The sequence below is a fragment of the Marinomonas sargassi genome, assembly GCF_025716875.1.
Classification (GTDB): Bacteria; Pseudomonadota; Gammaproteobacteria; order Pseudomonadales; family Marinomonadaceae; genus Marinomonas; species Marinomonas sargassi.
Genome location: NZ_JAOVZB010000007.1, coordinates 44,539 through 68,398, shown reverse-complemented (window position 1 = coordinate 68,398; position 23,860 = coordinate 44,539). Strand labels below are relative to the sequence as shown.

Below are 23,860 nucleotides of genomic sequence, written 5' to 3'. Positions count from 1 at the left end.
AGAGCGATACTGGAATTTACATTCTAAAATGCGTCCCTTCACCTCAAATACAAAGCAAAAAACTATTAGACAACAGAAATGTCATAGAAAAATAAAATAGCTTCTAGGCATAACAACAGCGACCACCTTTACGAACTTGCTTGTTCTATTAATTTCACTTCCCTTAAATAAACACTCCAAGCACATCCCCCGGCAACGACATTCGCAATCAGCACCCCTGCAAAAAGCCCCTTTAACCCTGCGACCTCAGCCCCTAGCCACAAACCAGGCACAAAAAAGGCAAAGAGCCTTAAGGCAGAAACAAGTAACGCAACATATGGCCTACCTAATGCGTTAAGAACAGACACCATCAACATACAGATTCCTAAAGCTCCCAAGCTAATCGGTATAAGTACTAGGTGCCATCGCAAAATATTAGAAACGTACGGTTCACTAGTCATCAAACCCGCCAACCATGTTGATGCAAAAAAAGTGGCAATCGCAATCAACAATTGGAAGCCAAGAATAAAGCAGCAAGCAATGGCAACTAACTGCTTAATTTCGCCAATTTTTTTAGCACCATACAATCGCCCTACCATAGGTGGCATTGACATGGTCAAAGCCAACACCACAACAATGGAAAAAAACTCAAAGCGAGAGCCTAAGGCCCAAGCAGCTACAGCGGCAGCACCGAAACTAGCAATCAGCTTTGTCGCTATCATAGATGCAATAGGAGGGAACAATTGACTGATCATAGCCGGCCCCATAATGTGACCTAATGACAGCAAGCTTTTTGAAATCTTCAGACCTTGCCAATTAAAGGTTAACCATTGTTTAGTAAATACTTGATAACCCATAACCAAAACGCCCAAGCCAAAGGACAAGGTTGTCGCCATAGCTGCGCCATTCAAACCTAAGTCCAAGGTGAAGATAAAGATAGGATCCAGTACTAAGTTAAGTAAGCTGGTAATAACCATCATAATCCCAGGCAACAAAGTATTACCGTTCGATCGACAAATACTGTAATAAAAGTAAATCAGTGCTCCCATCCAAGCGCTCAACAACCAATGGGGCCAATAAGATTCAATGACAATAAAAATCTCTTCAGGGGCACTTAAAAAAAGTAAGATATAACCTCGGAATAACCAGACAGCAAAACAAAGTGCCGCAATCCCAACACCTCCGATCACTAACACCAAACCAGCTAATTGGCGGCTATACATAGAATTACCAGAACCCAAGGCTCTGGAAATTACAGAAGTAGTCGCAATCCCTAACCCCACCTGAACACCAATCACTACCATTTGCATAGGCAAAGTGAAACCTTGAGCAGCCAAAGGCAACACTCCTAGCTGCCCAATAAAGGCACTATCGACCAGTTGAAAGCTCATTAGAGACAAGATGCCAAACAACATAGGCCAAGTCATATTAAAAAGTTGTTTTGAGAGGGATAAAGAAGAAGCAGAGAAAACAGACATAAAAGACTCAATATTGGAAAGACATTAAAGCTAAGAAAGTAAAACCTAGGACATTTTAGCAAAGATTTAAGAAGTACAAGCGCGCCAAAAGCGCGCATTAGCAAGTAATTGATCCATAAACTCGCATTTCATGATTTGGTGAGTTTTTATACTGATAAAAAAGCATCGATCGCTCACAATAAACTACATTGTAGATACAAAATCATATACTATTTTTGTTAGTGTTTATGACCAATTTTGATTTAGTAGGACTCTAATGGAATTTATTTGGATTTTATTTGCATTCGCATGTGGATTAGCGATCAAAACAATAAACCTTCCTCCATTAATTGGCTTTTTAATCGCTGGCTTCCTTCTAAATGCCTTTGGCTACCAAGCTAACGATACCCTCACCACTATTGCCAATATCGGCATTACCATAATGCTGTTTACAATCGGCCTTAAATTAAAAGTTCAAGACCTTCTTAAACCTGAGATATGGGCATCCACCCTCAGTCACATGAGTGTCTGGACAACAATCGCCATAGGCAGTATTGCATTATTGCTAGGTGCTCTAAGCCTCCCCTACTTCGACCTACTTAATATGAAAACAGCTGCCTTACTGGGCTTTGCATTAAGTTTTTCCAGTACAGTTTGTGTCATGAAGCTATTGGAAGAAAACGGTGAATTAAAAACCCGCCATGGACGACTTTCAATCGGCATACTTGTTATGCAAGACATTGTTGCTGTTGTATTTCTTGTTGCTGCAACGGGTAAGGTGCCTTCCATTTGGGCCTTCTGCCTATTCGGGCTACTCTTCTTACGCCCCGTCATTAATAAAGTTGTCGATAAAGTAGGACATGGTGAAATGCTACCGCTCACGGGCTTTGTTCTTGCGCTGGGTGGCTATGAGCTATTTTATTTGTTTGGCGTGAAAGGTGACTTAGGTGCTCTTGTATTGGGGATGTTATTAGCATCTCACTCCAAAGCCTCTGAGCTCAACAAGTCTTTAATGAACTTTAAAGATTTGTTCTTAATTGGTTTTTTCTTATCTATTGGACTAACCGCCTTACCTACATTAAGCATGGTAGGGATTAGCCTTATCCTTACTTTGGTAATATTAGTTAAATTCGGCTTATTCTTTCTTCTTCTCACTAAGCTTAAACTTAGAGGACGAACCTCCTTTCTTTCATCTTTGATTCTTTCCAATTACAGCGAGTTTGGATTAATTGTTATAACTCTAAGTGTTGCGAATGGCTGGATGGAGAAAGATTGGTTAGTCATATTAGCTCTCTCGATTTCTTTCTCGTTTGTCATCACCAATCTTATTTACCGACGCTCTCACCGTCTTTACCAAAAGAATAAAGAGAAAATTCGCCAATTCGAAAGTGATCAGTGCTTACAGGAAGATGTTTTCACTCAGCCAAAAGATGTTGAAGTGCTGGTTGTCGGGCTAGGTCGAGTTGGGCGAGGCGCCTTTGAGTCACTACACCATTTAATCGGCGATAATGTCGCTGGTATGGATGCGGACCGAAGCAGAATAGAACTAATGCAGTCCACTCATAACAACATATTTTACGGCGACGGTGAAGATGCCGATCTATGGGAGAGACTCGACACATCAGGTATTCGCTTAATCATGCTAGCTCTACCTATTGCGGAAGATAGTAGAAATATAGCCATCCAATTAAGAGAAGCTAAGTACCAAGGGCAAATCGCTGCAATCGCTCATTACCATGATGAGCAAGAAATATTACTCGCTTCTGGGATAAATAACGTCTTTAACTTCTATACTGATGCAGGAACTGGATTTGCAGAGGAAAGCTTGGCGTTGGTGAAAGCCGCAGGACAAATGAATGTCAGATAAGAACCCGCTACCTTTAATACCCAAGATAGTCGACTGGATTATCAGCTACTTTTATCTAGCGCATGATCAGAATGATTATGCGGCTAAGTATCAGTCACACCAGTTTCTAAACATTGTGAAGTCACTTCCACTCACTTGTCTTATATCTCTATTTGTCGTTCTCGCAAGTTTAATGTTCACATGGGATAAAGGTCACAATGAGTTTGCTTTAGTGTATGTCATAGCTCTTTCTGTTATCACTTTCGTGAAACTGAGTTTCTGGTGGAGTTATGTGATCAAGCACAAGCATCTAGATATTCATCAATTACCCACCAAACCTCTCGCTTTAACCATAATAGCTTCTGCTATTTCATATGCCTTTCTATCCTGCTATTGGTTTACATTAATCCTACCCGAGCAAGAAGTCTTCTTCGTGTTAAGCGCTGCTGCGTTTGTTGTAACAGGCTGCATTATTTTTTCACGTATTTTATTAATTGGAGCAACTTGGGCTGTTGGTTTCAGCGGCGGATTTGTTTTAGCTTATGCATACCTATTTGGCAGTTTAAGTACGGATATAATCCTTTTCACATTGATCGGTGTATTGTCTTTAAGTCTGATCTGCTTATCAGTAACAAGACATCATGTACAAAATTTCAAGAGAGAAAACCAAGTCGAAATGCAGCGCCAAGCGGCAAGTGTGCTACTCAACGACTTCGAGGAAAAAGCCAGTGATTGGCTATGGGAAGTAGATAAATATGGGCACCTTCAATATGTTTCACAAAAGCTCACCCAAGCCACTGGGTCAGACTCTCAAAACCTACTTCATTTCCCTTTTGTAAATATTCTAGAAAGCCTTCTAGATACTGAGGAGAGAAATGCCCTAGAGCAACTTCAAAAGGTCAATTTGGCACTCTCCAAGCGCGCCGACTTTAGTAACATCCTGCTACCTATCAAGGTTAACAACGAGACATTATGGTGGTCTCTATCCGCTAAGATCATCACTGACAATCAAGATACCTTCATTGGCTGGAGAGGTGTCACTAAAGATAGAACCAGTGCTGTTTTACCTAAACGCGAGATGATTAAGCAAGCCAATACAGACAGCCTCACAGGTATAGGAAATAGACTCTTTTTTAACGATCAATTAACGTCTCTGTTCACAAAATCCACAACGTCTGAAAGTGTATTTGCATTAGTACTTATGGATTTAGATAACTTCAAAATGATTAATGACTCATTTGGGCATAATGCAGGGGATGATTTGTTAATCGAGGTTAGTAACCGTTTAAAAAATAATATTCCTGAAAATGCCATTTTATCTCGATTAAATGGTGATGAATTCGCCATCGTCATTCCTAATACATCATCTTCTGAAAAAATCGAAGAGCTTAGCACAGAGCTATACAACACAATCATTCAGCCTTGGTCATACGGCAATAGCCAGATAAACATTTCTATAAGCCTTGGTATCGCTTTTAGCAGTGACAGCATTAACTCTATCGAAGGCCTGCTAAGAGCCGGTGACTTAGCGCTTAATGATGCCAAGCAAGCAAGCAGCCGTTACATGAGCTTTTTTAATACCGAGATGGAAGTGGCTGCCAACCATAGAGGTCAGGTTGTTAACGAGATGAAGCAGTCTATCTTCAACAACGAGTTTATTTTGGACTACCAACCTCAACTTGACCTTTCTACTGGCCAACTAATTGGTGCAGAAGCACTGGTTAGGTGGAAGCACCCTAAACGCGGCATGATAGCGCCATTGAACTTCATACCTATTGCAGAAGAAAGCGACTTAATCTCCTTCTTGGGTGTTTGGATTCTTGAAAAGGCTTGCTCGGAAGCTGCAACATGGCCGGATGACCTATATGTCGCTGTGAACGTTTCTTGTGCCCAGATAGAAAAAACGGATTTATTAAGTGATATAAAGAGAATTCTAGAAGAGACCCAACTCCCTCCAAGTCGTCTCGAAATAGAGATTACTGAATCTGTTCTTATTACAGATAAGAGCCCTGTATTCAACTTCCTAACCGCGTTAAGAGAAATGGGGATCAAAATTGCCTTAGATGACTTTGGCACAGGCTACTCATCCCTCTCTTACCTACACGACTTGCCGATAGATAAGCTGAAAATTGATCGTTCCTTTATCAACCAATCTGATGCGGATGAAAAGTCTCGCTCTATCATTCGTTCTATTACTCACCTAGCGAGCTCACTAAAAGTCAGTACGATCGCTGAAGGAATAGAGACAGAGGATCAATACGACTTATTGTCCTCTCTAGGCGTCCAATACGGCCAAGGCTATTGGTATGCACGACCAATGACTCCAGAAAGCTTTAAGGAATTCATTGAGGCTAAGAAAGCTTAAAGGCTTGCTTCCTTGGCTTTTTCGATTTCCTTTCTAAGCTCTTCAGCTCGCTCTGTCAGCTCAGAATAAAGTCTAATATCACCAGACCTCTGAGCCTGCATAGCCTGCTCAAGCAAAACACCGTACTCTTTATCTAATTTTTTTATTGGGTCAGATTTAAAAAAAGAAAACATTAGGATACCTACTTTATATTCTAGATATAGTAAGTACGTGCTTACTAATGAATTGGATCTTTTTGACCCTCCCACTCATTTTTAAAAGCATAAAAAAAACGCTAAGCAGCCTTGCTACTTAGCGTTTCGATGAGCTCTAAGGACGAGTTATACGTCTAAGAAGTCCATAATACCTTCAGCTGCTTTACGACCTTCGTCAATCGCCGTTACTACCAAGTCGGAACCACGGACCATATCGCCACCAGCAAAGACTTTTTCATTGGTCGTTTGGAACATGTATTGACCTTTCTTAGGTGCGACAACACGCCCCCACTTATCCGTATCAATGCCATATTTTTCAAACCAAGGCGCTGGGCTAGGCTGGAAACCAAAGGCCACCAAAATAGCGTCTGCAGAAATAATTTGTTCACTGCCTTCCACTACTTCTGCTCTGCGGCGGCCGTTTTCATCAGGCTCACCCATTTTAGTTTCAACTACTTTTATGCCTTCCACTTTATCTTCACCAATAATTTCTACCGGCTGACGATTAAATAGGAACTGCACGCCCTCTTCTTTGGCATTGGCCACTTCTTTACGAGAACCAGGCATATTCTCTTCATCTCGACGGTAAGCACAAGAAACAGACTTAGCACCTTGACGAATCGCTGTACGGTTACAGTCCATTGCGGTATCACCACCACCTAGTACAACGACATTTTTACCTTTCAAGTTAATGAAGTCAGCTTCATCTTCTTCAAAGTCTAGGCAGTGGTTTACGTTAGAAATTAGGTAATCCAATGCGTCATAAACACCCGGTAAGTCTTCGCCAGGGAAGCCACCTTTCATGTATTTATAAGTACCCATACCTAAGAACACAGCGTCATATTCTGCCAATACATGCTCAAATGGCACGTCATCACCAACAGAAGTACCTAAAACAAACTCAACACCCATCTCTTCGAAAATTTCACGGCGACGAGACATAACACTTTTTTCTAGTTTGAATTCTGGAATACCGAAAGTAAGCAAGCCACCAATTTCAGGGTATTTATCAAACACAACTGGCTTGATGCCGTTACGTACCAAAATATCAGCACAAGCAAGTCCTGCAGGGCCAGCACCAACAATCGCTACCGTTTTATCAACTGGGATAACTTTAGACATATCAGGTCGCCAGCCTAAGGCAAAGGCCGTATCTGTAATGTACTTCTCTACAGAACCGATAGTTACCGCTCCAAAGCCACCTTCACCAAGCGTACAAGCACCTTCACATAACCTATCTTGAGGACATACTCGACCACAAACCTCAGGTAATGAATTGGTTCTATGGCTTAACTCGGCCGCCTCCAAAATACTGCCTTCACTCACTAGCTTCAGCCAGTTAGGAATGTAGTTATGCACAGGACATTTCCATTCACAGTATGGGTTACCACACTCTAAACAGCGATGTGATTGATCTTTGGCCCCTGCTTCTTCAAAGGGCTTATATATTTCGACGAATTGACCTTTACGTGTAATTAAAGGTTTCTTCTGTGGGTCTTTACGATCCACTTCGACAAATTGAAATGCGTTGTTCAAGCGCTCAGACATAAGCTGCTATCTCCTTGGTCGCTGACGGTACCAGCGACACTTCTCTCAAATGGGTCAAAAACTAATGTATTCAAGGCGCTTGTTCTCAAGCGCCACGACAGTTTTATTTACTCTGGACGCTGACGAGTACTCGCAAGCAACGCACCTAAACTCGCTGCTTTGGGTTTCACTAACCAGAATTTTCCTATGTAGTCATAGAAGTTTTCTAGAATTTCAGTACCCCATTCACTACCCGTTTCTCTTACATACTCTTCAATCACAGAGCGCAAGTGAGAACGGTACTCTTCCGTTACTTCCGTACCAATGCGATGAATTTCAACCAGCTCATGGTTGTACTTATCAACAAAAGTACGATCTAAATCTAGAACATAAGCGAAGCCGCCCGTCATACCGGCACCGAAGTTATAACCAGTATTACCAAGTACAGTAACTAAACCGCCTGTCATGTATTCACAACAGTGGTCTCCAGCTCCTTCAATAACAGCATGAACACCAGAGTTACGAACAGCAAAACGCTCACCAGCCGTACCAGCCGCAAACAACTTACCGCCTGTCGCGCCATACAAACAGGTGTTACCAATAATGGCAGACTTTTGCGATTCAAAACGTGACCCTTGCGGTGGATGGATAACTAACTTACCACCTGTCATGCCTTTACCTACATAATCGTTGGCATCACCCTCTAGGTACATATTTAGGCCACCAGCATTCCAAACACCAAAACTTTGTCCTGCTGTACCAGACAATTTCAATGTAAGAGGTGTATCAGCCATACCTTGGTTACCATAGCGTTTTGCTATCTCACCTGATAAACGAGCGCCGATAGAGCGGTCACAGTTGGTGACATTGAATTCAAACTCGCCACCTTCTTTTTCTTCAACGACGCTTTGAACCGCTTCCCACATTTTAATAGCCAATAGGCCTTGGTCATGAGGCGGGTTAAAGCTCGACTGACAGAACTGAGGTTTGTCTGCTGGGATCAAGTCATTATTTAAAATTGGCGATAAATCTAGATTACGCTGCTTCTCTGTTTCACCAGGTAGCAATGCCAATAAGTCAGTACGGCCAATCAAATCTTCAAGGCGAGAAACGCCTAATTTCGCTAACCATTGACGAGTATCTTCTGCCATAAAGAGGAAGAAGTTTTTAATCATTTCAACCGTACCAATGAAGTGGTCATCACGAAGACCTTGGTCTTGCGTTGCTACACCTGTTGCACAGTTATTCAAATGACAAATACGTAAGAACTTACAACCCATAGCTATCATGGGTGTCGTACCAAAACCAAAGCTCTCGGCACCCAAAATAGCGGCTTTAACAACATCCAGACCTGTTTTTAAACCACCGTCTGTTTGTAGGCGGATTTTTCCACGTAAATCATTAGCACGTAGTGCTTGCTGTGCTTCGGCCAAACCCAGCTCCCAAGGAGAACCAGCATGACGAATTGAGGTTAATGGTGACGCTGCGGTACCACCGTCGTAACCAGAGATAGTAATTAGATCAGCGTAAGCTTTCGCTACACCTGCAGCAATCGTTCCTACTCCGGGCTCTGATACCAGTTTCACAGAAACTAATGCTTCTGGGTTCACTTGCTTCAAGTCAAAAATTAGCTGAGCCAAATCTTCTATCGAATAAATATCATGGTGTGGAGGCGGAGAAATAAGAGTTACGCCCGGTACCGCATAACGTAAACGAGCAATTAAGCCATTTACTTTACCACCAGGTAACTGACCACCTTCACCCGGTTTTGCACCTTGTGCCACTTTAATCTGTAACACTTCAGCATTAACAAGATATTCAGGCGTCACACCAAAACGACCAGAGGCAATTTGCTTAATCTTAGAACGACGTTCAGTGCCATGACGAGCTGGGTCTTCGCCACCCTCACCTGAATTTGAACGACAGCCTAATTCATTCATTGCTTGCGCCAGAGCTTCGTGAGCTTCTGGAGACAAAGCACCTAATGACATACCAGCCGAATCGAAACGAGGAAGAATGTCTTCTACTGCTTCAACTTCATCTAGGGCAATCGCTTGTGCTTTATCAGAAAGAGTAAACAAGTCACGCAGCATTGCTGCAGGGCGATTATTTACCAGCTCAGTGTATTTTGAGAAGTCTTCAAACTTGCCACTGCCTACGGCTGTTTGCAGGTTGCGCACAACATCTGGATTGAAAGCATGATATTCCGCATCGTGCACATACTTGATATAGCCGCCATGCTGAATTGGCTTACGCTGTTTCCAAGCATTGCTTGCCACAGACGCTTGCTCGCGCTGGAAGTCAGCAAAGGTCGCACCTTGAATACGGCTAGCAACCCCTTTGAAACAAAGATCTATAACCGCCTTATCAAGACCAACAGCTTCGAACAATTGAGCACCACGGTAAGAGGCAATCGTCGAGATACCCATTTTCGAAAGGATCTTCATCAAGCCTTTGTTAATGCCTTTACGGTATTTCGAATGACATGAGATCGGATCACCCATTACCTCACCTTTATCTACCATATCGTTGATCAAACGGTAGGATAAGTACGGGTAAACAGCGGTAGCACCAAAACCGAGCAATACAGCAAATTGATGTGGATCTCTTGCAAAACCAGTATCCGCGATGATGTTTGAATCACAGCGTAAACCTTCTTCTGATAAATGGTGATGCACAGCACCCACAGCCATTGGTGCGGGAATAGGCAAATGACCTTTTGAGATATCACGGTCAGTCAGTACTAGAATAACCGCACCATTCTTCACTTCTTCAACCGCTTTCAGTTTCAGGTTAGTTACAGCTTCTTCAAGGGTAACTTCTTCGGGGTTGTAGTTAGTACTTAATTGCACCAAATGGAAACGGTGATCTTCAAATGCTAACAGACGACTAAATTTGCGAGGGGAGACAACAGGCGACGTTAAGATAATACGGTTCGCATGCTTTGGTGTTTCTTCGAACAAGTTACGCTCAACACCAATACAAGTCTCTAGTGACATAACGATAGATTCGCGCAGTGGATCTATCGGTGGGTTAGTCACCTGTGCGAATTTCTGACGGAAGTAATCAGTCACAGGTCTTGTCTGACTAGACATAACGGCCATTGGTGTATCATCACCCATAGAGCCAACCGCTTCATGGCCACTTTCCGCTAATGGGCGGAAAATTTGCTCGCGCTCTTCAAACGAGACCTGAAACATTTTCTGATAAGCCAGCATTTCGTCAGGCGTAAATGCTTCAAATTCTTGCTGCGACTCTTGCAGCATGGACTCAAAACGAATGCCTTCTTGCTTAAGCCATTTTTTGTATGGATGCTGAACCTTAAGATGGTTATCAACGTCATCCGTATGCAAGATTTTGCCATTCTGCGTATCAACAACCAACATTTGACCCGGACCAACACGGCCTTTTGCCACAACATCTTGTGGCTTGTAATCGTAAGTACCGATCTCAGATGCTAGGGTAATGAAACCATTTTTGGTAATTACCCAACGCGATGGACGCAAACCGTTACGGTCAAGCATACAGATAGCATGGCGACCATCCGTCATTACCAAACCTGCTGGGCCATCCCATGGTTCCATATGCATAGAGTTATATTCATAAAACGCTCTAAGATCTGGGTCCATGTTCTCAACATTTTGCCATGCCGGTGGAATGATCAGACGTGCTGCACGGAAAATATCCATACCGCCTGTCGCCAAAATTTCCAACATGTTATCCATGGAAGAAGAATCTGATCCTGTTAGGTTAACTAACGGCTGCAACTCTTGTAGTTCTGGAATTAGAGGAGAGCGTAACTTGCTAGCACGCGCCAAAGCCCAATTACGGTTACCTTCGATTGTGTTGATTTCACCATTGTGAGCCAACATACGGAATGGTTGTGCTAGAGGCCATCTAGGCAAGGTATTAGTAGAAAAACGTTGGTGGAAAACACAGATGGCTGTTTGTAACTTCTCATTACCTAAGTCTTTATAGAAAGAAGGCAGGTCCACAGGCATCATGAGACCTTTATAAGACAACACCTTGTCAGATAAAGAACAAACATAGAAGTTTTCATAATGCTTCATAGCAATTTCTGCTTGGCGACGAGCGACAAACAAACGTGTAGCAAAAGTACGAGCGTCCAAGCGGTTACTATCAACAAAAACTTGCTCAATACGAGGCAAGCATTCCACTGCGATTTGGCCAAGACAAGAAGGGTCTACCGGTACTTCACGCCAACCTACTACTTTTAAACCTTGGCCTTCCAGCTCTTTTGCTAATGCATCACGCTGCTCTGTTGCTAGAGTTTCATCTTGGTCAAAAAAGACCATACCAATAGCATATAGGTCTGACAACATAGCATTAAACAGAGCTTTCGCTTCTGCACGTAAAAATGCATCAGGTTTCTGTATCAAAAGACCACAACCGTCACCGGTTTTACCATCGGCGGCGATGCCTCCGCGGTGGGTCATACATGTCAAAGACTGAATGGCTGTTTTAAGCAATTCATGACTGGCATTGCCTTCCATATGAGCAATCAATCCAAATCCACAGTTGTCTTTGAACTCACCAGGACGATAAAGGCCTGTATTCATACACAAACTCCCAAAATAATAACTTCAATAATTAAAAAAACGTGTTGCATGATGCCTGAGCTAATTACAAAGAAGTGTTGCTATCGTCGCTTAAAATCGTTTAAAATAACGCGAACGATAACGATTATCACTCAAAAAACATCATTCAAATAGCTTCACATACTACCTCGCAACAGATAGCCACTCAAATTTGTACGACTAATCAGGACTCTAAATACGTCGTTTTAAAGGTATAAATTAAGGTCAAATGGAAGGAATTAGAGAATTATCTATGGCATGCGTTTTTACAAACAGAAAATTCCACTGTGGATTCATGTTTTTTAGATAATTAAAGTTATTTTTACTAAATTTGCTTCTATGCCTGATAAATACTCAAACTTTATGTTTCTGTATGATTTTTATCAGGTGTTTATTGAAAGCAATAACACAGCAATCAAAAAATTCTTTTCAATTACTGCGCTTTTCTAATGTCGTCTTGTATCCCACGAGCACTTCTTGCCCATGGATTAAGATCACGGAGGTCTTTAGGAAGGTTTTCAGAGGCTGCAATCGCTTCACTTCGATTCTGGTAAGAACCATACACGACAACATACCAATCTTTATTTTGGTGGGTCGACTTAAAATAGCCCAATGCATCCACACTACCCTGATCTCGGATAAAACTTTGCACTGTGCCTTTATTATGCGTCCCCAATAATTGCAGCGTATATCGATTAGGGTTTTGCGATAGCCACCATTGGCTTTTGTCAAAAGCATCTTGCTGTTCGACTGCTGGTGCTACTTCAATAGCTGGGGTAGTTACAGGAGCAACAGGAGCTGGTTCTAACAAAGGCGCTTCTGATCGAATAGGTGCTGTAGGTATTGTAGTAGGTTCTGGTGTTGGTGTGGCTACTGCCGAGGTACTAATAGGTGGCAGCACAGTTCCAGATTGTATTGGAGGTAAAACCAAAGGATCACTTTGACCGATTCGCTTTTGCATGGCATCAATACGAGCAATGGTTTCCTCTGAGGATTGACCTTGCCTAGGGCTCAAAGGAATAACATTAGCGGTTCGATCTGTCGCGGTAGGTGTCTCATCTGACTGACCAGAAAACAAAGCAACAACCAAGATGCCCAGCATGACAATAGATAAAAGTGCCATGTGAACGAGAGGGAAGCCCATTGCTAGGTTGAGTCGCATACCTTTTTTTGCAGGCTTACTCCCTATCCCCATCATAGCTTGAGCTGAAGTATTGATACGCCCCGGGTAACCACCAGATTCTTGATGTATCTTGGCGACCTGTTTATCCGTGAATGGCAGATTAATTTCACCACCAATAGCACGAACACGGTGAAGCAAATAAGCTCTTGTTTGTTCTAATGAATAGGGTGCCAACGTCAGAGCATGACTAAGTTGCTCGTAACGAGAGCTTTGATAAGCATCTAAATTCCGCGCAAGAGAATATTCACTGAATAGCACGACATGGGGCACTGTTTGGCTGTCTGTCGCTAACGACATCATGTCCAACAACATACTCACAGCATCTGTATTGAGCTCCTGAGCATTATCAATTAATACCAGAGCGGCTTGTCCCTGCTCATCCAATTCATGGGAAAATTTTAACAAAGGACCAAAAGTCGCTTCATTAGGGGGTTGTGAGAAATGGCCAGCAAAGCCTGCATATATTGCTTGTAACAGCTGACCCGCTGTCATCAACATGGTGCCTTTTACATGACTCACCACAGTAGTTTCATCTTGATGGCGAGAGAACTCCATCAAGAATCGGCTTTTACCGCTTCCCTGAGGACCTTGAACAACAGAAAGCAAATTGCTGTAACGACTTAAATGTTCAAGTAAAGCCAGCTGCTGGTTACCTTCTTCTGAAGCAAAGTAAACCGACACATCTTTTGAGCCAAAAGGGTCCCTCAGCGCTGCTTTTGAGGGCTGATCAAGGGCATCCTCTAGGTCAAACTGGAACTCTGGCTTAGGCATAATAGTCCTTCAACAAGGTCACAAAAGATTAACTCGAGCTAACACTTTTGCTAGCTTCAAGGGCATCAAGAATACAGTCATTAAAGCTTTCCATTGGAAAGTCTGAGGTCACTATCGCATCACCTAAAGAATCTAACAAGACTAACCTCAGGTTACCGTCCAGTACTTTTTTATCCAGCGCCATACGCTCAATAAAACTATCCAAAGTCATATTAACAGGTGGTAATACAGGTAGGTTGGCCGCTTCAAACAGATTGATAGAGCGTTCTACATCTTGATCCGTCAGATTTCCCATACGCCAAGATAAATCAACGGCTAAAACACTACCTGCAGCGACAGCTTCACCATGCAACCAATTTCCGTAACCCATTTCTGTCTCGATGGCATGACCAAATGTATGACCTAGATTTAAAATAGCTCGGATGCCGCCTTCTCTTTCATCTTGGGCAACGACGTTCGCTTTAGCAACACAAGAACGATAAATGGCGTCACTAATTTTGTCATTATCAAGTGACATAAGGTCAGGCATTTCCTGCTCTAACCAATCAAAGAAAGGCGCATCACAAATTAAACCATACTTAATCACTTCAGCCATGCCTGCAGACAACTCTCGCGAAGGCAGACTAGACAATGTTTCTGTATCAATTATGACCGCTTGAGGCTGGTAAAACGCCCCTATCATGTTTTTGCCTAATGGGTGATTAACGCCAGTTTTTCCACCAACAGAGGAGTCCACCTGTGACAATAGAGTGGTAGGTACTTGAATGAAGGGCACGCCGCGCTGATAAGTAGCAGCAGCATAACCCGCCATATCACCAACTACACCACCACCTAATGCGATAATGGTCGTTGTTCTGTTATGTTTAGCTTCCAATAACGCCGTCATAATGGAGCCGTAAGTTTCCAGTGTTTTATACACCTCTCCATCCGGCAAAATGCATGTGTCCACTTTATAGTCTACGGATAACATGGCAACCATAGCGTCAAGGTACAAAGGTGCAATGGTATCGTTAGTAACAATCATGACCTGTTTGCCATGTATCGCATCATCAAATAATTCTTTGTTTTGGCGAATGCCATTACCAATATAAATAGGGTAGCTACGATCACCCAAATCAACAGTTAACGTACGCATTAGGATATAGAAGTCTCCGTATTTAAATGACGTTTTATTGCGTCTAAAACTTTATTCGCAACCGATTTAGGATGACGCGCATCCGTCTCGACAACAAGCGTTGCAACTTCTCGGTATAAAGGGTCTCGTACTTCAAACAATTTACGCAAGGTGGCTTTTGGGTCACCTGTCTGCAATAGAGGGCGATGTGAGCTTTTTGATGTTCTGTAAAGCTGTTGAGATACAGAAGCATATAAATAGACAACGACAGAGCCATCATTCAGGATGCTTCTATTTTCATCTCGCATCACTATGCCGCCACCTGTCGCCAGTACGCAATTCTCTTTGTCTGATTGCACTAACGAAGAGAGTGCTTGAGTCTCACGTTTGCGGAAACCGTCCTCGCCTTCTCTTTCAAAAATCCAGGGGATATCTGCACCAGCATTATCTTCTATAACCTTATCCAGATCATAAAATTCTTTACCCATGGCTTGAGAAAGCAAACGGCCAATTGTCGTTTTTCCTGCGCCCATCGGGCCTACTAAAATAATATTGGGAGCTTTTTTCATTGTCTTCAATTAAGTTGATATAAAATAGATTTAGACTTATGCCTAATTATCTACCATTTGTAGCAGCTTTGGAGTAATAAATACAAGTAATTCAACCTTTTCTTGTTGTTCTGTACGCCTTTTAAACAAGCTGCCTAGTAATGGAATATCACTAAAGAAAGGAACATGGCTCTCAGACTCAAAAGTCTCTTCTCTAAAAATGCCACCTAACACTAAAGTGTCTTCATTCTTAACCAGCACCTGCGTGTTTAGCCTATTCGTCTCTAAACTGGGCACACCATTGACCAACTCGCCAACCGAGTCTTGATGGATACTTAACGATAGCAAAATATTCCCCCCATCTTTCACGAAAGGTGTTACCTCTAATACCAGAGCAGCTTGACGAAATTCGACACTGACAGTGTCATCACTGACGGTTTGGTATGGGATTTCTGTACCAGATTCAATTTTGGCAGTTTGCCCTTCTGACGTGACGATCCTTGGTTTAGAAATAATATTGGCAAAGCCTTCACTCTCCATTAGGTCTAGAGTCAAGCTCAATAAACCAGAACCGCCAAACACAGAGGAAGTTAAGCTTGACGTGGGAACTAATGCACCTAGATCCACGGCACCACCCAACGAAGATCTAACGCCATCCGATAGCGTCATTTGCCAATCTACTCCTAACTGGGATTGCACGCTTCGGCTTACTTGCGCAATTTGTGCGCTGATTTCTATTTGCTTTAATGGCGTGTCGAGCCAAGACAAGGTGCCTTGAATAAGCTTAGTGTCATCACAAGATATTGCGACAATAGAATTAGTCCTATCATCAACAACAAAAGAGAGATCAGGTTGTAATGTTTGTATATGCTTACCAACTGTTTCTGCCTTGGCATGCTTAAGAGTCCAATAATAATGTGGACATGAGCGTTTCTGCTCAACCTGTTCGACTAAATCTACTCGTTGAGGCATAAGTATTGCCACCCGCCCTTGCCACTCAAGATGAATATCTGGCTGCTGGGCAACGGCTTCAATCACCTCCTCCCAACTGGCATCCTTAATCGTTAAAGTTAAAACATTCTGAATTTCGGGGCTAATGATCAGGCTTTCACCCATTTCTGATGCCAACCAAGGAAGTACCTCTTGAATGGGCCGCGCCTCAACGTACACATCCATTGACCAACTAGGGCGCACTACCGAAGACAGTAAAACAAACAATAAAAGAGATGACCTACGCCTTCTCACTGATCTATTCATTTATCGCCTCCAGAACTTTGCCTATTAATCACTCGCTTCTGTCCATTCTTAGCAAGAATAGTGACTCTTTCTTCTGAAACCGAATGAACCTTGACGCCCAAGGAAGGCAACCAGTCTCCCTCTTTCACCCAATAACCATCATTTTGGTTCTGTAATAAAGCAGATACTTTTTTATCTACTCTGATAACCGAAACCAAACGCCATGGTGTATTTAGTGAAGAAGCGGAAGTCATTCGCACAGGCAGCCAATCGTAATATGGATGAGTTTTTTTAGGTGACCGAACATGAAACTCCAACTCTCCAAACCAGCCTTCCAAGCTCATGTACTGCCATTGCAATGAGGCTAAACTGACAGAAACCTCTTGCTGTATTGAATCCAACAATGCCTGCCACTCTTCTAAAGAAGCTTGCCCTTTAATAATGAAGCTCTTAGAGGGCGAAGACCTATCATCTGCAGAAAAGATCAACCAGCTAGGTTGATTGTATTGATAATTTTTTATGAGTTGAGACTGTCGAACAATGTCGTTCCATTCTTTTGCTTCACGGTATTTCTTATTTTCGTTCCGCTCTAGAGTTTGCTGTGATTGAAAAACCAGAACAACCCAGATACCTATCTGTAGAAGAAGACACAACAATACAATGATAGGAGTAACCTCAAAAAAGCGCTTAACATCAATCTTGATGATTTGAGATAGAGACATCCCATACCTCCGCTTTATTAATCGAATGAGAGAATATCTCTAACGAGGCTCTTGCTTCTTTATTATGAGGGGAAAGGTCAATACGCCAATCTGGATGCTGTTCTTGCCAATTCTTTTGCAGAGTAACTAGGTCATTTTCAGGAACCATGAGCTGCAGCATTGCGTCATTCCCATTGACCTTAATGACAAGGGGAAAAGCGGATGTAGACAAACCTTGGAACAAAGTTAAAGAAGTTGAAAGGAAGCGATTTTCTAGACTAGAACTCATCCAATCTGACGCTTTATGATGAAGGGTATGGCTCTCGAGCAAGGCGTCATCTGATAACTCAGTGAGCGCTTGCCAGTAGACATAACCTCCCAAATGAACAAAAGCACTGGATAGCAATAAGGTCAGCCATAGTGTTTTTGTTTTCTGGCGCTCTTTTTTACCAAACTGGTAATGAGACAAGCTCTTTTTGACTAACCAAGTCCAAGATTTCTCTCTCGCTTTTAAAGCTTGCCATTGCCCATATGTCATCAACAAACAGGCTTTATAGTGACTCAAAAAGGGGGATAGAAGGGATTGTGCTAACTCAGCGGAACAAGCAACAACCCTTAGCTCAAAACTATGCTGAGTCACTTTTTGATATTGAAAACCAAACCATACCGTTTCAGGAGCAGAAAATGTTACTTCGACGGCATGACTTAGTGAGGCCAAAGGCAATAACTTTGATGGTATAGGTTCATCTGAAAAATGACTTGAAACGGACAACCAACTATCAGGAACCAACACAAGCAAACGGGTATCTTTACCTGTACGAGGAGCTATCAATGAATCCTTTATGCTTTCTAATTCGTTCGCACAAGGAAGAACGTCAGACACATAGTTCAAACGACTAAGATTGTTATCAATCTCAAAAGGGCGGCAGTATTCGCAACCTTGCTGCGAGTAAATAGCCGCCAAGTAGGGCATAAACATAAGCTTAATCCTTCATCCATGAAATAATAAGCTAAATAGGTAAATGGCCGCTTCATACGGCCTCTATTAACAAGGATAATACACAAGATACAAAGTTAGCCGCCACACGCTAAATATCTTAGGTATAATCTTTTCTTTTTTGTATATATCGGTATCGGATTCACATGGCAAAGACATTCAAAATATTAGTATTTCTAGGACTGTTGGGTATTTTTTCTGCAATGGCAATCACCTATGGAATCTATCATCATGTTAAAGATAGCATCCCCACCGTGGATGAACTAAAAGATATTGAGCTTAGAATACCGCTACGCATATACACCTCTGACGAGAAACTCATTGGTGAGTATGGCGAGCAACGCCGAACACCTATCCGCTATGAAGATATTCCTAAAGCACTTGAACACGCCATATTAGCTGCAGAAGACAGCAATTTTTACCACCACCCCGGCGTCGATATAATGGGCTTAGGCCGCGCTGTTTTTCAACTAGTCACGACCGGACAAAAGCAAGGTGGTGGTAGTACTATTACCATGCAGGTTGCTCGAAACTACTTCCTTTCTTTCGAACAAACCTTCACTCGAAAATTTACCGAAATATTCATCTCTTTAAAAATGGAAAGAGAGCTCAGTAAACATGAAATTCTTGAGTTGTATTTCAATAAAATCTACCTAGGCAAACGCGCTTATGGCTTTGAAGCCGCTGCGCAAGTTTACTACGGCAAAACCCTTGCTGAGCTCGATCTAGCACAACTAGCCATGCTCGCAGGCTTACCGAAAGCACCTTCTCGCTTTAACCCTGTTGTTAACCCATCTCGTGCCGTTATACGCCGTAACTGGATACTTCAACGCATGTTATCCCTTGGTATGGTTGATAAAGAGGACTATCAGCTTGCCGTGGAAGCGCCAGTTACAGCAACAAATCATGGCGTTACTCCTGACATAGAAGCCAACTATGTCGCAGAAATGGTCCGTTCAGAGTTGTATGAAACGTTTGGTGATGACTTGTATAACACGGGCATGTCAGTTTACACCACAATACATTCAGGCCACCAAGAAGTTGCCAACGCTGCGATACTAGATAACGTATTAAATTACGACATGAGGCATGGTTACCGAGGCTCCCTCGAAACTCGCCCAGATCTTATTGAGGCGCCGCTTGAAGAACAAACAGCCGTTTTAAAAGAGATCAGTGGATTTAAAGACTGGCAAACCGCTTTAGTCATCAAAACAGATGATACGAGCGCTGATATACGTTTAGAAAATGGTGAACAAGCAACTCTAGTCTGGGATGCGTTAAAGTGGGCAAGACCTTACATTGATGAAAACTCTCGCGGAGAAGCTCCAAAAATCACTAGCGACATTCTCGTTCCTGGCGACATTATTCGTGTTCGCCCAAATACTGAGCTTGGTTGGTTATTAACTCAAAAGCCTAAAGTACAAAGCGCTCTAATCTCTCTGAACAGCAGTAATGGTGCTATTGAATCTCTTGTCGGTGGATTTAACTACTTTGAAAACAAGTTTAACCGCATAACTCAATCTAAGCGCCAACCCGGATCTAACTTCAAACCTTTTATCTATGCCAGCGCATTAAATGAAGGTTTTTCAGCGGCCAGCATTATCAATGATGCCCCTGTGGTATTTAACGACCCTAATTTATCTTCTGCTTGGCGCCCAACCAATGACGGCGGCAAGTTCTACGGCCCTACGCGATTACGACAGGCACTGTATCGCTCGCAAAACGTCGTTTCGGTTCGCTTATTAGACGGCTTAGGTGTACGCCCTACACTCAACTTCTTGCGCCGCTTTGGGTTTGATCCAGCAGAACTACCGAATAACCTTTCCTTATCCCTAGGTAGTGCCAATTTATCGCCTTTACAAATCGCCACTGGTTATGCGGTCTTTTCTAATGGCGGTTACCAAGTACAACCTTACTTAATTGATAAGGTAATTGATCGCGACCAAAACATCTTGTTTGAGGCCAGCCCCGTCACCGTATGTGAAAACTGCACTGTATTAGACAAGACTTCTGAAAGTGAAATTCAGATGGGACTATTTGAAACACCAAAAGGCATTCTGAGCTTACCTATTGCACCGAGAGTACTTGACCCAGAAGTCACCTATATCATTTATGACATTATGAGAGACGTAATAAAACGTGGTACAGGTCGACGCGCCCTCGTTTTAAAACGTGATGACATAGCAGGTAAAACCGGAACAACAAATGATGGCAGAGATGCTTGGTTCACTGGCTTTAACGGTAACACAGTGACCTCTGTATGGAGCGGCTTTGATAACTCTTCTCCTCTAGGTGCTGGAGAATGGGGTGGCTCTATGTCACTTCCGCCTTGGATAGACTATATGCGCTATGCCTTGCAAGGTAGTGATCCTGCCTATGTAGATAAACCGTCATCGCTTGTCACTGTGCGTATTGATCCAGAAACTGGTGAAAGAGCAGCACCGGGGCAGTCTAACGCCATTTTCGAGGTATTCAGAAAAGCCAATGTTCCTGCTCAGCGAATAGTCACAGAGCAAACGCCTAACATAGAACTGGACAGTTCGACGACTGAGGAAGAAGAGCAACAAGATAGTGCCCTAGAGAATCTATTTTGAAACGCTAAGCTGTATTAATCAGACATAATAAAAAGGCGATCCCAATGGGTATCGCCTTTTTTAGATTTAATTATCGACTCAACTAACCACCAAAGTGATCTAGATTCTCAAGCGGATAAAACTCAGGGTATGGAAGTTTGGCTACGCCCGAATCCACAGCTGCACGAGCAACGGCTGCAGAAACTACGTTCAACAAGCGAGAGTCCATTGGCTTAGGTAAAATATATTCTTTACCAAAGCTTAATGCAGCGCCTCCGTAGGCCTCTATTACATCGGCAGGAGCAGCCTCTTTCGCAAGATCTTTCAATGCATGCACTGCCGCAACTTTCATCTCTTCATTGATTTTCGTTGCACGTACATCTAGCGCACCACGGAAAATGAATGGGAAGCCCAACACATTATTAACCTGATTAGGGTAATCAGAACGGCCCGTTGCCATAATCAAATCATCACGAGTTTGATGAGCTAATTCTGGGCTAATTTCTGGGTCAGGGTTTGAACAAGCAAACACAACAGGCTTAGGCGCCATTTTACCTAGCTGTTCCGCTGAGAATAAATTCGGACCAGATACACCGATAAAGACATCCGCACCTTCGATAGCGTCATCTAAGGTACGCTTATCAGTATCGATGGCAAACATGGCTTTAAATTGGTTCAGGTCTTCGCGACCAGAGTGGATAACCCCTTTACGATCAAGAACGAAAATATTTTCACGCTGGGCGCCACAAGCAATGATTAGCTTCATACAAGCAGTTGCTGCTGCGCCTGCACCTAAACATACAATCTTAGCGGTTGTGATGTCTTTACCTTGAATTTCTAAGGCATTCAATAAACCTGCAGCTGTAACAATTGCCGTACCGTGTTGATCATCATGAAAAACTGGGATAGAACAGCGCTCAATTAACTGACGTTCAATTTCAAAACACTCTGGTGCTTTAATATCTTCTAAGTTAATGCCGCCATATGTGTTGGCAATACGCGCAACCGTATCAATGAAAGCTTGTGGACTTTCTGACTCTACTTCCACGTCAACTGAGTTGATGCCTGCAAAACGCTTAAACAATAAGCCTTTACCTTCCATCACTGGTTTACTTGCCAACGGCCCTAGATTACCTAAACCAAGAATGGCAGAACCATCAGAAATAACTGCAACCAGATTACCTTTACCCGTATAACGATAAGCCGCTTCAGGGTCCTTATCGATTTCACGACATGGCTCAGCGACACCTGGGCTATATGCCAAAGCAAGGTCTCGTGCTGTTGCTGTCTCAGTAGTAATAGAAATGCTTAGTTTGCCTGGAACTGGAAATTCATGGTAATCCAGTGCAGCTTGCTTAATATCTTCTGCCATTTTGAAAGCTTCCGTCTATTTGGTGTGGTGTGTCATTTTTATAATTCGGTTAGGCTCATTAAATAAGCGACAACAAAGAGAACCTTAATGCTTATTCGGTAACAACAGCCCATTTACGTCAAATGAGAATAATCTATCTACCCGTCACTTTAAAGCATAAAGCCGTAGTAATATTTTATTTATGTAAAAGTTGTAAATCATTTGGATGTTTCACTGACAAATACCAACTTTTATAATCTGGGTTTCGGCTCTTTCGAAAATGCTGCCAGCCTCGCGCTTCAACCGTTTTCCCTTCTAAATAATAAACCTTCTGTGCTGGCCAATATTCCGATAACTTAAAGGGAATATTTATCACCAAATCACGCTCCGTCTCCAACCACCAGCCACCTCGATTACGGGTCACTGATGTGATAGTAAAAGTAGATATAGTGAAGCCGCCTTTAGGCTGCCACTCAGGGACTTTGTCCCAAACGCCTTTTTTGGCCTGACGTGCTTGCCTTTCTGCATATTGAAAACACGTTTGGTACTTTAAGTTTGGCGGTATCGCGACTCGGTAACCTAAACCTAATGACAACAACTGACTGGAGATAGACACACCATTTTGATCAAACAAGTAATATAGGTGTCTACCATATCGATCACGGGAATCTCTTGCGGGCTGATAAAGAACCGCATCACCCGCTAATGACTCTAACGCTTTTGTTGCTGCGACGGCATAGGCATCATGCTGTCCATTCTGATGGTCTAGCTCTGGCGTATTAATACCAACCAAACGAACCTTTCTACCATCACTTAGATGCAGCGTATCACCATCAATAACGGTTTTAACTCGGCTTTGCTCAAATTCACCTTGAGCTTTACAAGCCTCGTGACTATAAACCCCACCCGACAAAAACAAAAAAAGCGCCACACTAAGTTGGCGCTTTTTTAAAAATTCCATATTCATGCCACTAAATTATTTAGTAGAACGACGAGCTCCGAAACGCTTGTTGAAGCGATCTACTCGGCCACCAGTGTCCATCATTTTTTGTTGACCAGTGTAGAATGGGTGACACTTACTGCATACATCGATGTGAACGTCTTTACCCATAGTAGAGTTAAGAGTCAAAGTGTTGCCACAAGTACATGTCGCGTTACAAGTAGTGTAATTTGGGTGGATATCAGCTTTCATTATATTTACCTTTAAGTTTGGTGTGCCGCCACTTGATCGGTGATGTTGCTAAAGCCGAAGCCTCGTCAAGTACCGCACGTTTCTTTGTACAGACATTGTACAGTGGATCCAAGAACCGCGTATTCTAGGGATCTATAGCAAAATCAGCAACCTTTTTATGCGGGATTTACTATAAAATTGCCGCTCGCACCTCTCTCGACTCTGACGTACACTTAAATATCAATTAGA

The 23,860-nt window shown here is 42.7% G+C and carries 16 protein-coding genes; 3 read left to right on the top strand and 13 right to left on the bottom strand.

The window, feature by feature from the left end; genetic code table 11:
* Window positions 1-128 precede the first annotated feature (128 nt).
* On the bottom strand, window positions 129-1,457 hold the full coding sequence (locus OFY17_RS14095; RefSeq protein WP_263531381.1) for an MATE family efflux transporter: 1,329 nt from the start codon (window positions 1,455-1,457) through the stop codon (window positions 129-131).
* A gap of 256 nt (window positions 1,458-1,713) precedes the next feature.
* Between OFY17_RS14095 and OFY17_RS14090 the strand changes: the two genes are divergently transcribed.
* Window positions 1,714-3,303 (top strand): cation:proton antiporter family protein, encoded by a 1,590-nt coding sequence (locus OFY17_RS14090; protein ID WP_263531380.1) that lies wholly within the window; start codon window positions 1,714-1,716, stop codon window positions 3,301-3,303.
* A complete protein-coding gene (locus tag OFY17_RS14085; RefSeq protein ID WP_263531379.1) occupies window positions 3,293-5,647 on the top strand; it encodes an EAL domain-containing protein in 2,355 nt (784 codons plus the stop codon). The genes OFY17_RS14090 and OFY17_RS14085 overlap by 11 nt, the downstream gene beginning before the upstream one ends.
* Here the strand turns inward: OFY17_RS14085 and OFY17_RS14080 are convergent.
* The 9 genes from OFY17_RS14080 to OFY17_RS14040 form a co-directional block, all read right to left on the bottom strand.
* Window positions 5,644-5,820, bottom strand: a complete 177-nt coding sequence (locus OFY17_RS14080; RefSeq protein ID WP_263531378.1) for a DUF6435 family protein — start codon at window positions 5,818-5,820, stop codon at window positions 5,644-5,646. The two genes, OFY17_RS14085 and OFY17_RS14080, sit on opposite strands and share 4 nt — an antisense overlap.
* 147 nt (window positions 5,821-5,967) lie before the next feature.
* Window positions 5,968-7,389, bottom strand: coding sequence for an FAD-dependent oxidoreductase (locus OFY17_RS14075; RefSeq protein WP_263531377.1), 1,422 nt, complete (start codon window positions 7,387-7,389; stop codon window positions 5,968-5,970).
* Between the two features lie 107 nt (window positions 7,390-7,496).
* Window positions 7,497-11,948, bottom strand: a complete 4,452-nt coding sequence (gene gltB / locus OFY17_RS14070) for a glutamate synthase large subunit (RefSeq protein ID WP_263531376.1) — start codon at window positions 11,946-11,948, stop codon at window positions 7,497-7,499.
* 451 nt (window positions 11,949-12,399) lie between these two features.
* The gene (locus OFY17_RS14065; protein ID WP_263531375.1) at window positions 12,400-13,920 is read right to left on the bottom strand and encodes an SPOR domain-containing protein; all 1,521 of its coding nucleotides are present in this window, start codon (window positions 13,918-13,920) and stop codon (window positions 12,400-12,402) included.
* Window positions 13,921-13,948: 28 nt separating this feature from the next.
* On the bottom strand, window positions 13,949-15,055 hold the full coding sequence (aroB, locus tag OFY17_RS14060) for a 3-dehydroquinate synthase (protein WP_263531374.1): 1,107 nt from the start codon (window positions 15,053-15,055) through the stop codon (window positions 13,949-13,951).
* A complete protein-coding gene (locus OFY17_RS14055; RefSeq protein WP_263531373.1) occupies window positions 15,055-15,603 on the bottom strand; it encodes a shikimate kinase in 549 nt (182 codons plus the stop codon). The genes aroB and OFY17_RS14055 overlap by 1 nt, the downstream gene beginning before the upstream one ends.
* 42 nt (window positions 15,604-15,645) lie before the next feature.
* Window positions 15,646-16,839, bottom strand: a complete 1,194-nt coding sequence (locus OFY17_RS14050) for a type II and III secretion system protein (protein WP_263531372.1) — start codon at window positions 16,837-16,839, stop codon at window positions 15,646-15,648.
* A complete protein-coding gene (locus OFY17_RS14045) occupies window positions 16,836-17,540 on the bottom strand; it encodes a hypothetical protein (protein WP_263531371.1) in 705 nt (234 codons plus the stop codon). The genes OFY17_RS14050 and OFY17_RS14045 overlap by 4 nt, the downstream gene beginning before the upstream one ends.
* On the bottom strand, window positions 17,512-18,498 hold the full coding sequence (locus OFY17_RS14040; RefSeq protein ID WP_263531370.1) for a hypothetical protein: 987 nt from the start codon (window positions 18,496-18,498) through the stop codon (window positions 17,512-17,514). The genes OFY17_RS14045 and OFY17_RS14040 overlap by 29 nt, the downstream gene beginning before the upstream one ends.
* Window positions 18,499-18,662: 164 nt before the next feature.
* Here OFY17_RS14040 and OFY17_RS14035 point away from each other — a divergent pair, with 164 nt between their 5' ends.
* Window positions 18,663-21,110, top strand: coding sequence for a penicillin-binding protein 1A (locus tag OFY17_RS14035; protein ID WP_263531369.1), 2,448 nt, complete (start codon window positions 18,663-18,665; stop codon window positions 21,108-21,110).
* Between the two features lie 82 nt (window positions 21,111-21,192).
* On the opposite strand, the gene OFY17_RS14030 is transcribed toward OFY17_RS14035, so the two are convergent.
* The 3 genes from OFY17_RS14030 to rpmE all read right to left on the bottom strand — a co-directional run bounded on the left by OFY17_RS14030 (window position 21,193) and on the right by rpmE (window position 23,632).
* On the bottom strand, window positions 21,193-22,461 hold the full coding sequence (locus OFY17_RS14030) for a malic enzyme-like NAD(P)-binding protein (RefSeq protein WP_263531368.1): 1,269 nt from the start codon (window positions 22,459-22,461) through the stop codon (window positions 21,193-21,195).
* A 175-nt stretch (window positions 22,462-22,636) separates the two neighbouring features.
* Window positions 22,637-23,401, bottom strand: coding sequence for a thermonuclease family protein (locus OFY17_RS14025; protein ID WP_263531367.1), 765 nt, complete (start codon window positions 23,399-23,401; stop codon window positions 22,637-22,639).
* Window positions 23,402-23,416: 15 nt separating this feature from the next.
* The gene (rpmE, locus tag OFY17_RS14020) at window positions 23,417-23,632 is read right to left on the bottom strand and encodes a 50S ribosomal protein L31 (RefSeq protein ID WP_263531366.1); all 216 of its coding nucleotides are present in this window, start codon (window positions 23,630-23,632) and stop codon (window positions 23,417-23,419) included.
* Window positions 23,633-23,860 lie beyond the last annotated feature (228 nt).

Coding starts and splice junctions, on each gene's coding strand:
- OFY17_RS14095 (WP_263531381.1), bottom strand. CDS start 1,457: ATGTCTGTTTTCTCTGCTTCTTCTTTATCCCTCTCAAAACAACTTTTT.
- OFY17_RS14090 (WP_263531380.1), top strand. CDS start 1,714: ATGGAATTTATTTGGATTTTATTTGCATTCGCATGTGGATTAGCGATC.
- OFY17_RS14085 (WP_263531379.1), top strand. CDS start 3,293: ATGTCAGATAAGAACCCGCTACCTTTAATACCCAAGATAGTCGACTGG.
- OFY17_RS14080 (WP_263531378.1), bottom strand. CDS start 5,820: ATGTTTTCTTTTTTTAAATCTGACCCAATAAAAAAATTAGATAAAGAG.
- OFY17_RS14075 (WP_263531377.1), bottom strand. CDS start 7,389: ATGTCTGAGCGCTTGAACAACGCATTTCAATTTGTCGAAGTGGATCGT.
- gltB (WP_263531376.1), bottom strand. CDS start 11,948: ATGAATACAGGCCTTTATCGTCCTGGTGAGTTCAAAGACAACTGTGGA.
- OFY17_RS14065 (WP_263531375.1), bottom strand. CDS start 13,920: ATGCCTAAGCCAGAGTTCCAGTTTGACCTAGAGGATGCCCTTGATCAG.
- aroB (WP_263531374.1), bottom strand. CDS start 15,055: ATGCGTACGTTAACTGTTGATTTGGGTGATCGTAGCTACCCTATTTAT.
- OFY17_RS14055 (WP_263531373.1), bottom strand. CDS start 15,603: ATGAAAAAAGCTCCCAATATTATTTTAGTAGGCCCGATGGGCGCAGGA.
- OFY17_RS14050 (WP_263531372.1), bottom strand. CDS start 16,839: ATGAATAGATCAGTGAGAAGGCGTAGGTCATCTCTTTTATTGTTTGTT.
- OFY17_RS14045 (WP_263531371.1), bottom strand. CDS start 17,540: ATGTCTCTATCTCAAATCATCAAGATTGATGTTAAGCGCTTTTTTGAG.
- OFY17_RS14040 (WP_263531370.1), bottom strand. CDS start 18,498: ATGTTTATGCCCTACTTGGCGGCTATTTACTCGCAGCAAGGTTGCGAA.
- OFY17_RS14035 (WP_263531369.1), top strand. CDS start 18,663: ATGGCAAAGACATTCAAAATATTAGTATTTCTAGGACTGTTGGGTATT.
- OFY17_RS14030 (WP_263531368.1), bottom strand. CDS start 22,461: ATGGCAGAAGATATTAAGCAAGCTGCACTGGATTACCATGAATTTCCA.
- OFY17_RS14025 (WP_263531367.1), bottom strand. CDS start 23,401: ATGGAATTTTTAAAAAAGCGCCAACTTAGTGTGGCGCTTTTTTTGTTT.
- rpmE (WP_263531366.1), bottom strand. CDS start 23,632: ATGAAAGCTGATATCCACCCAAATTACACTACTTGTAACGCGACATGT.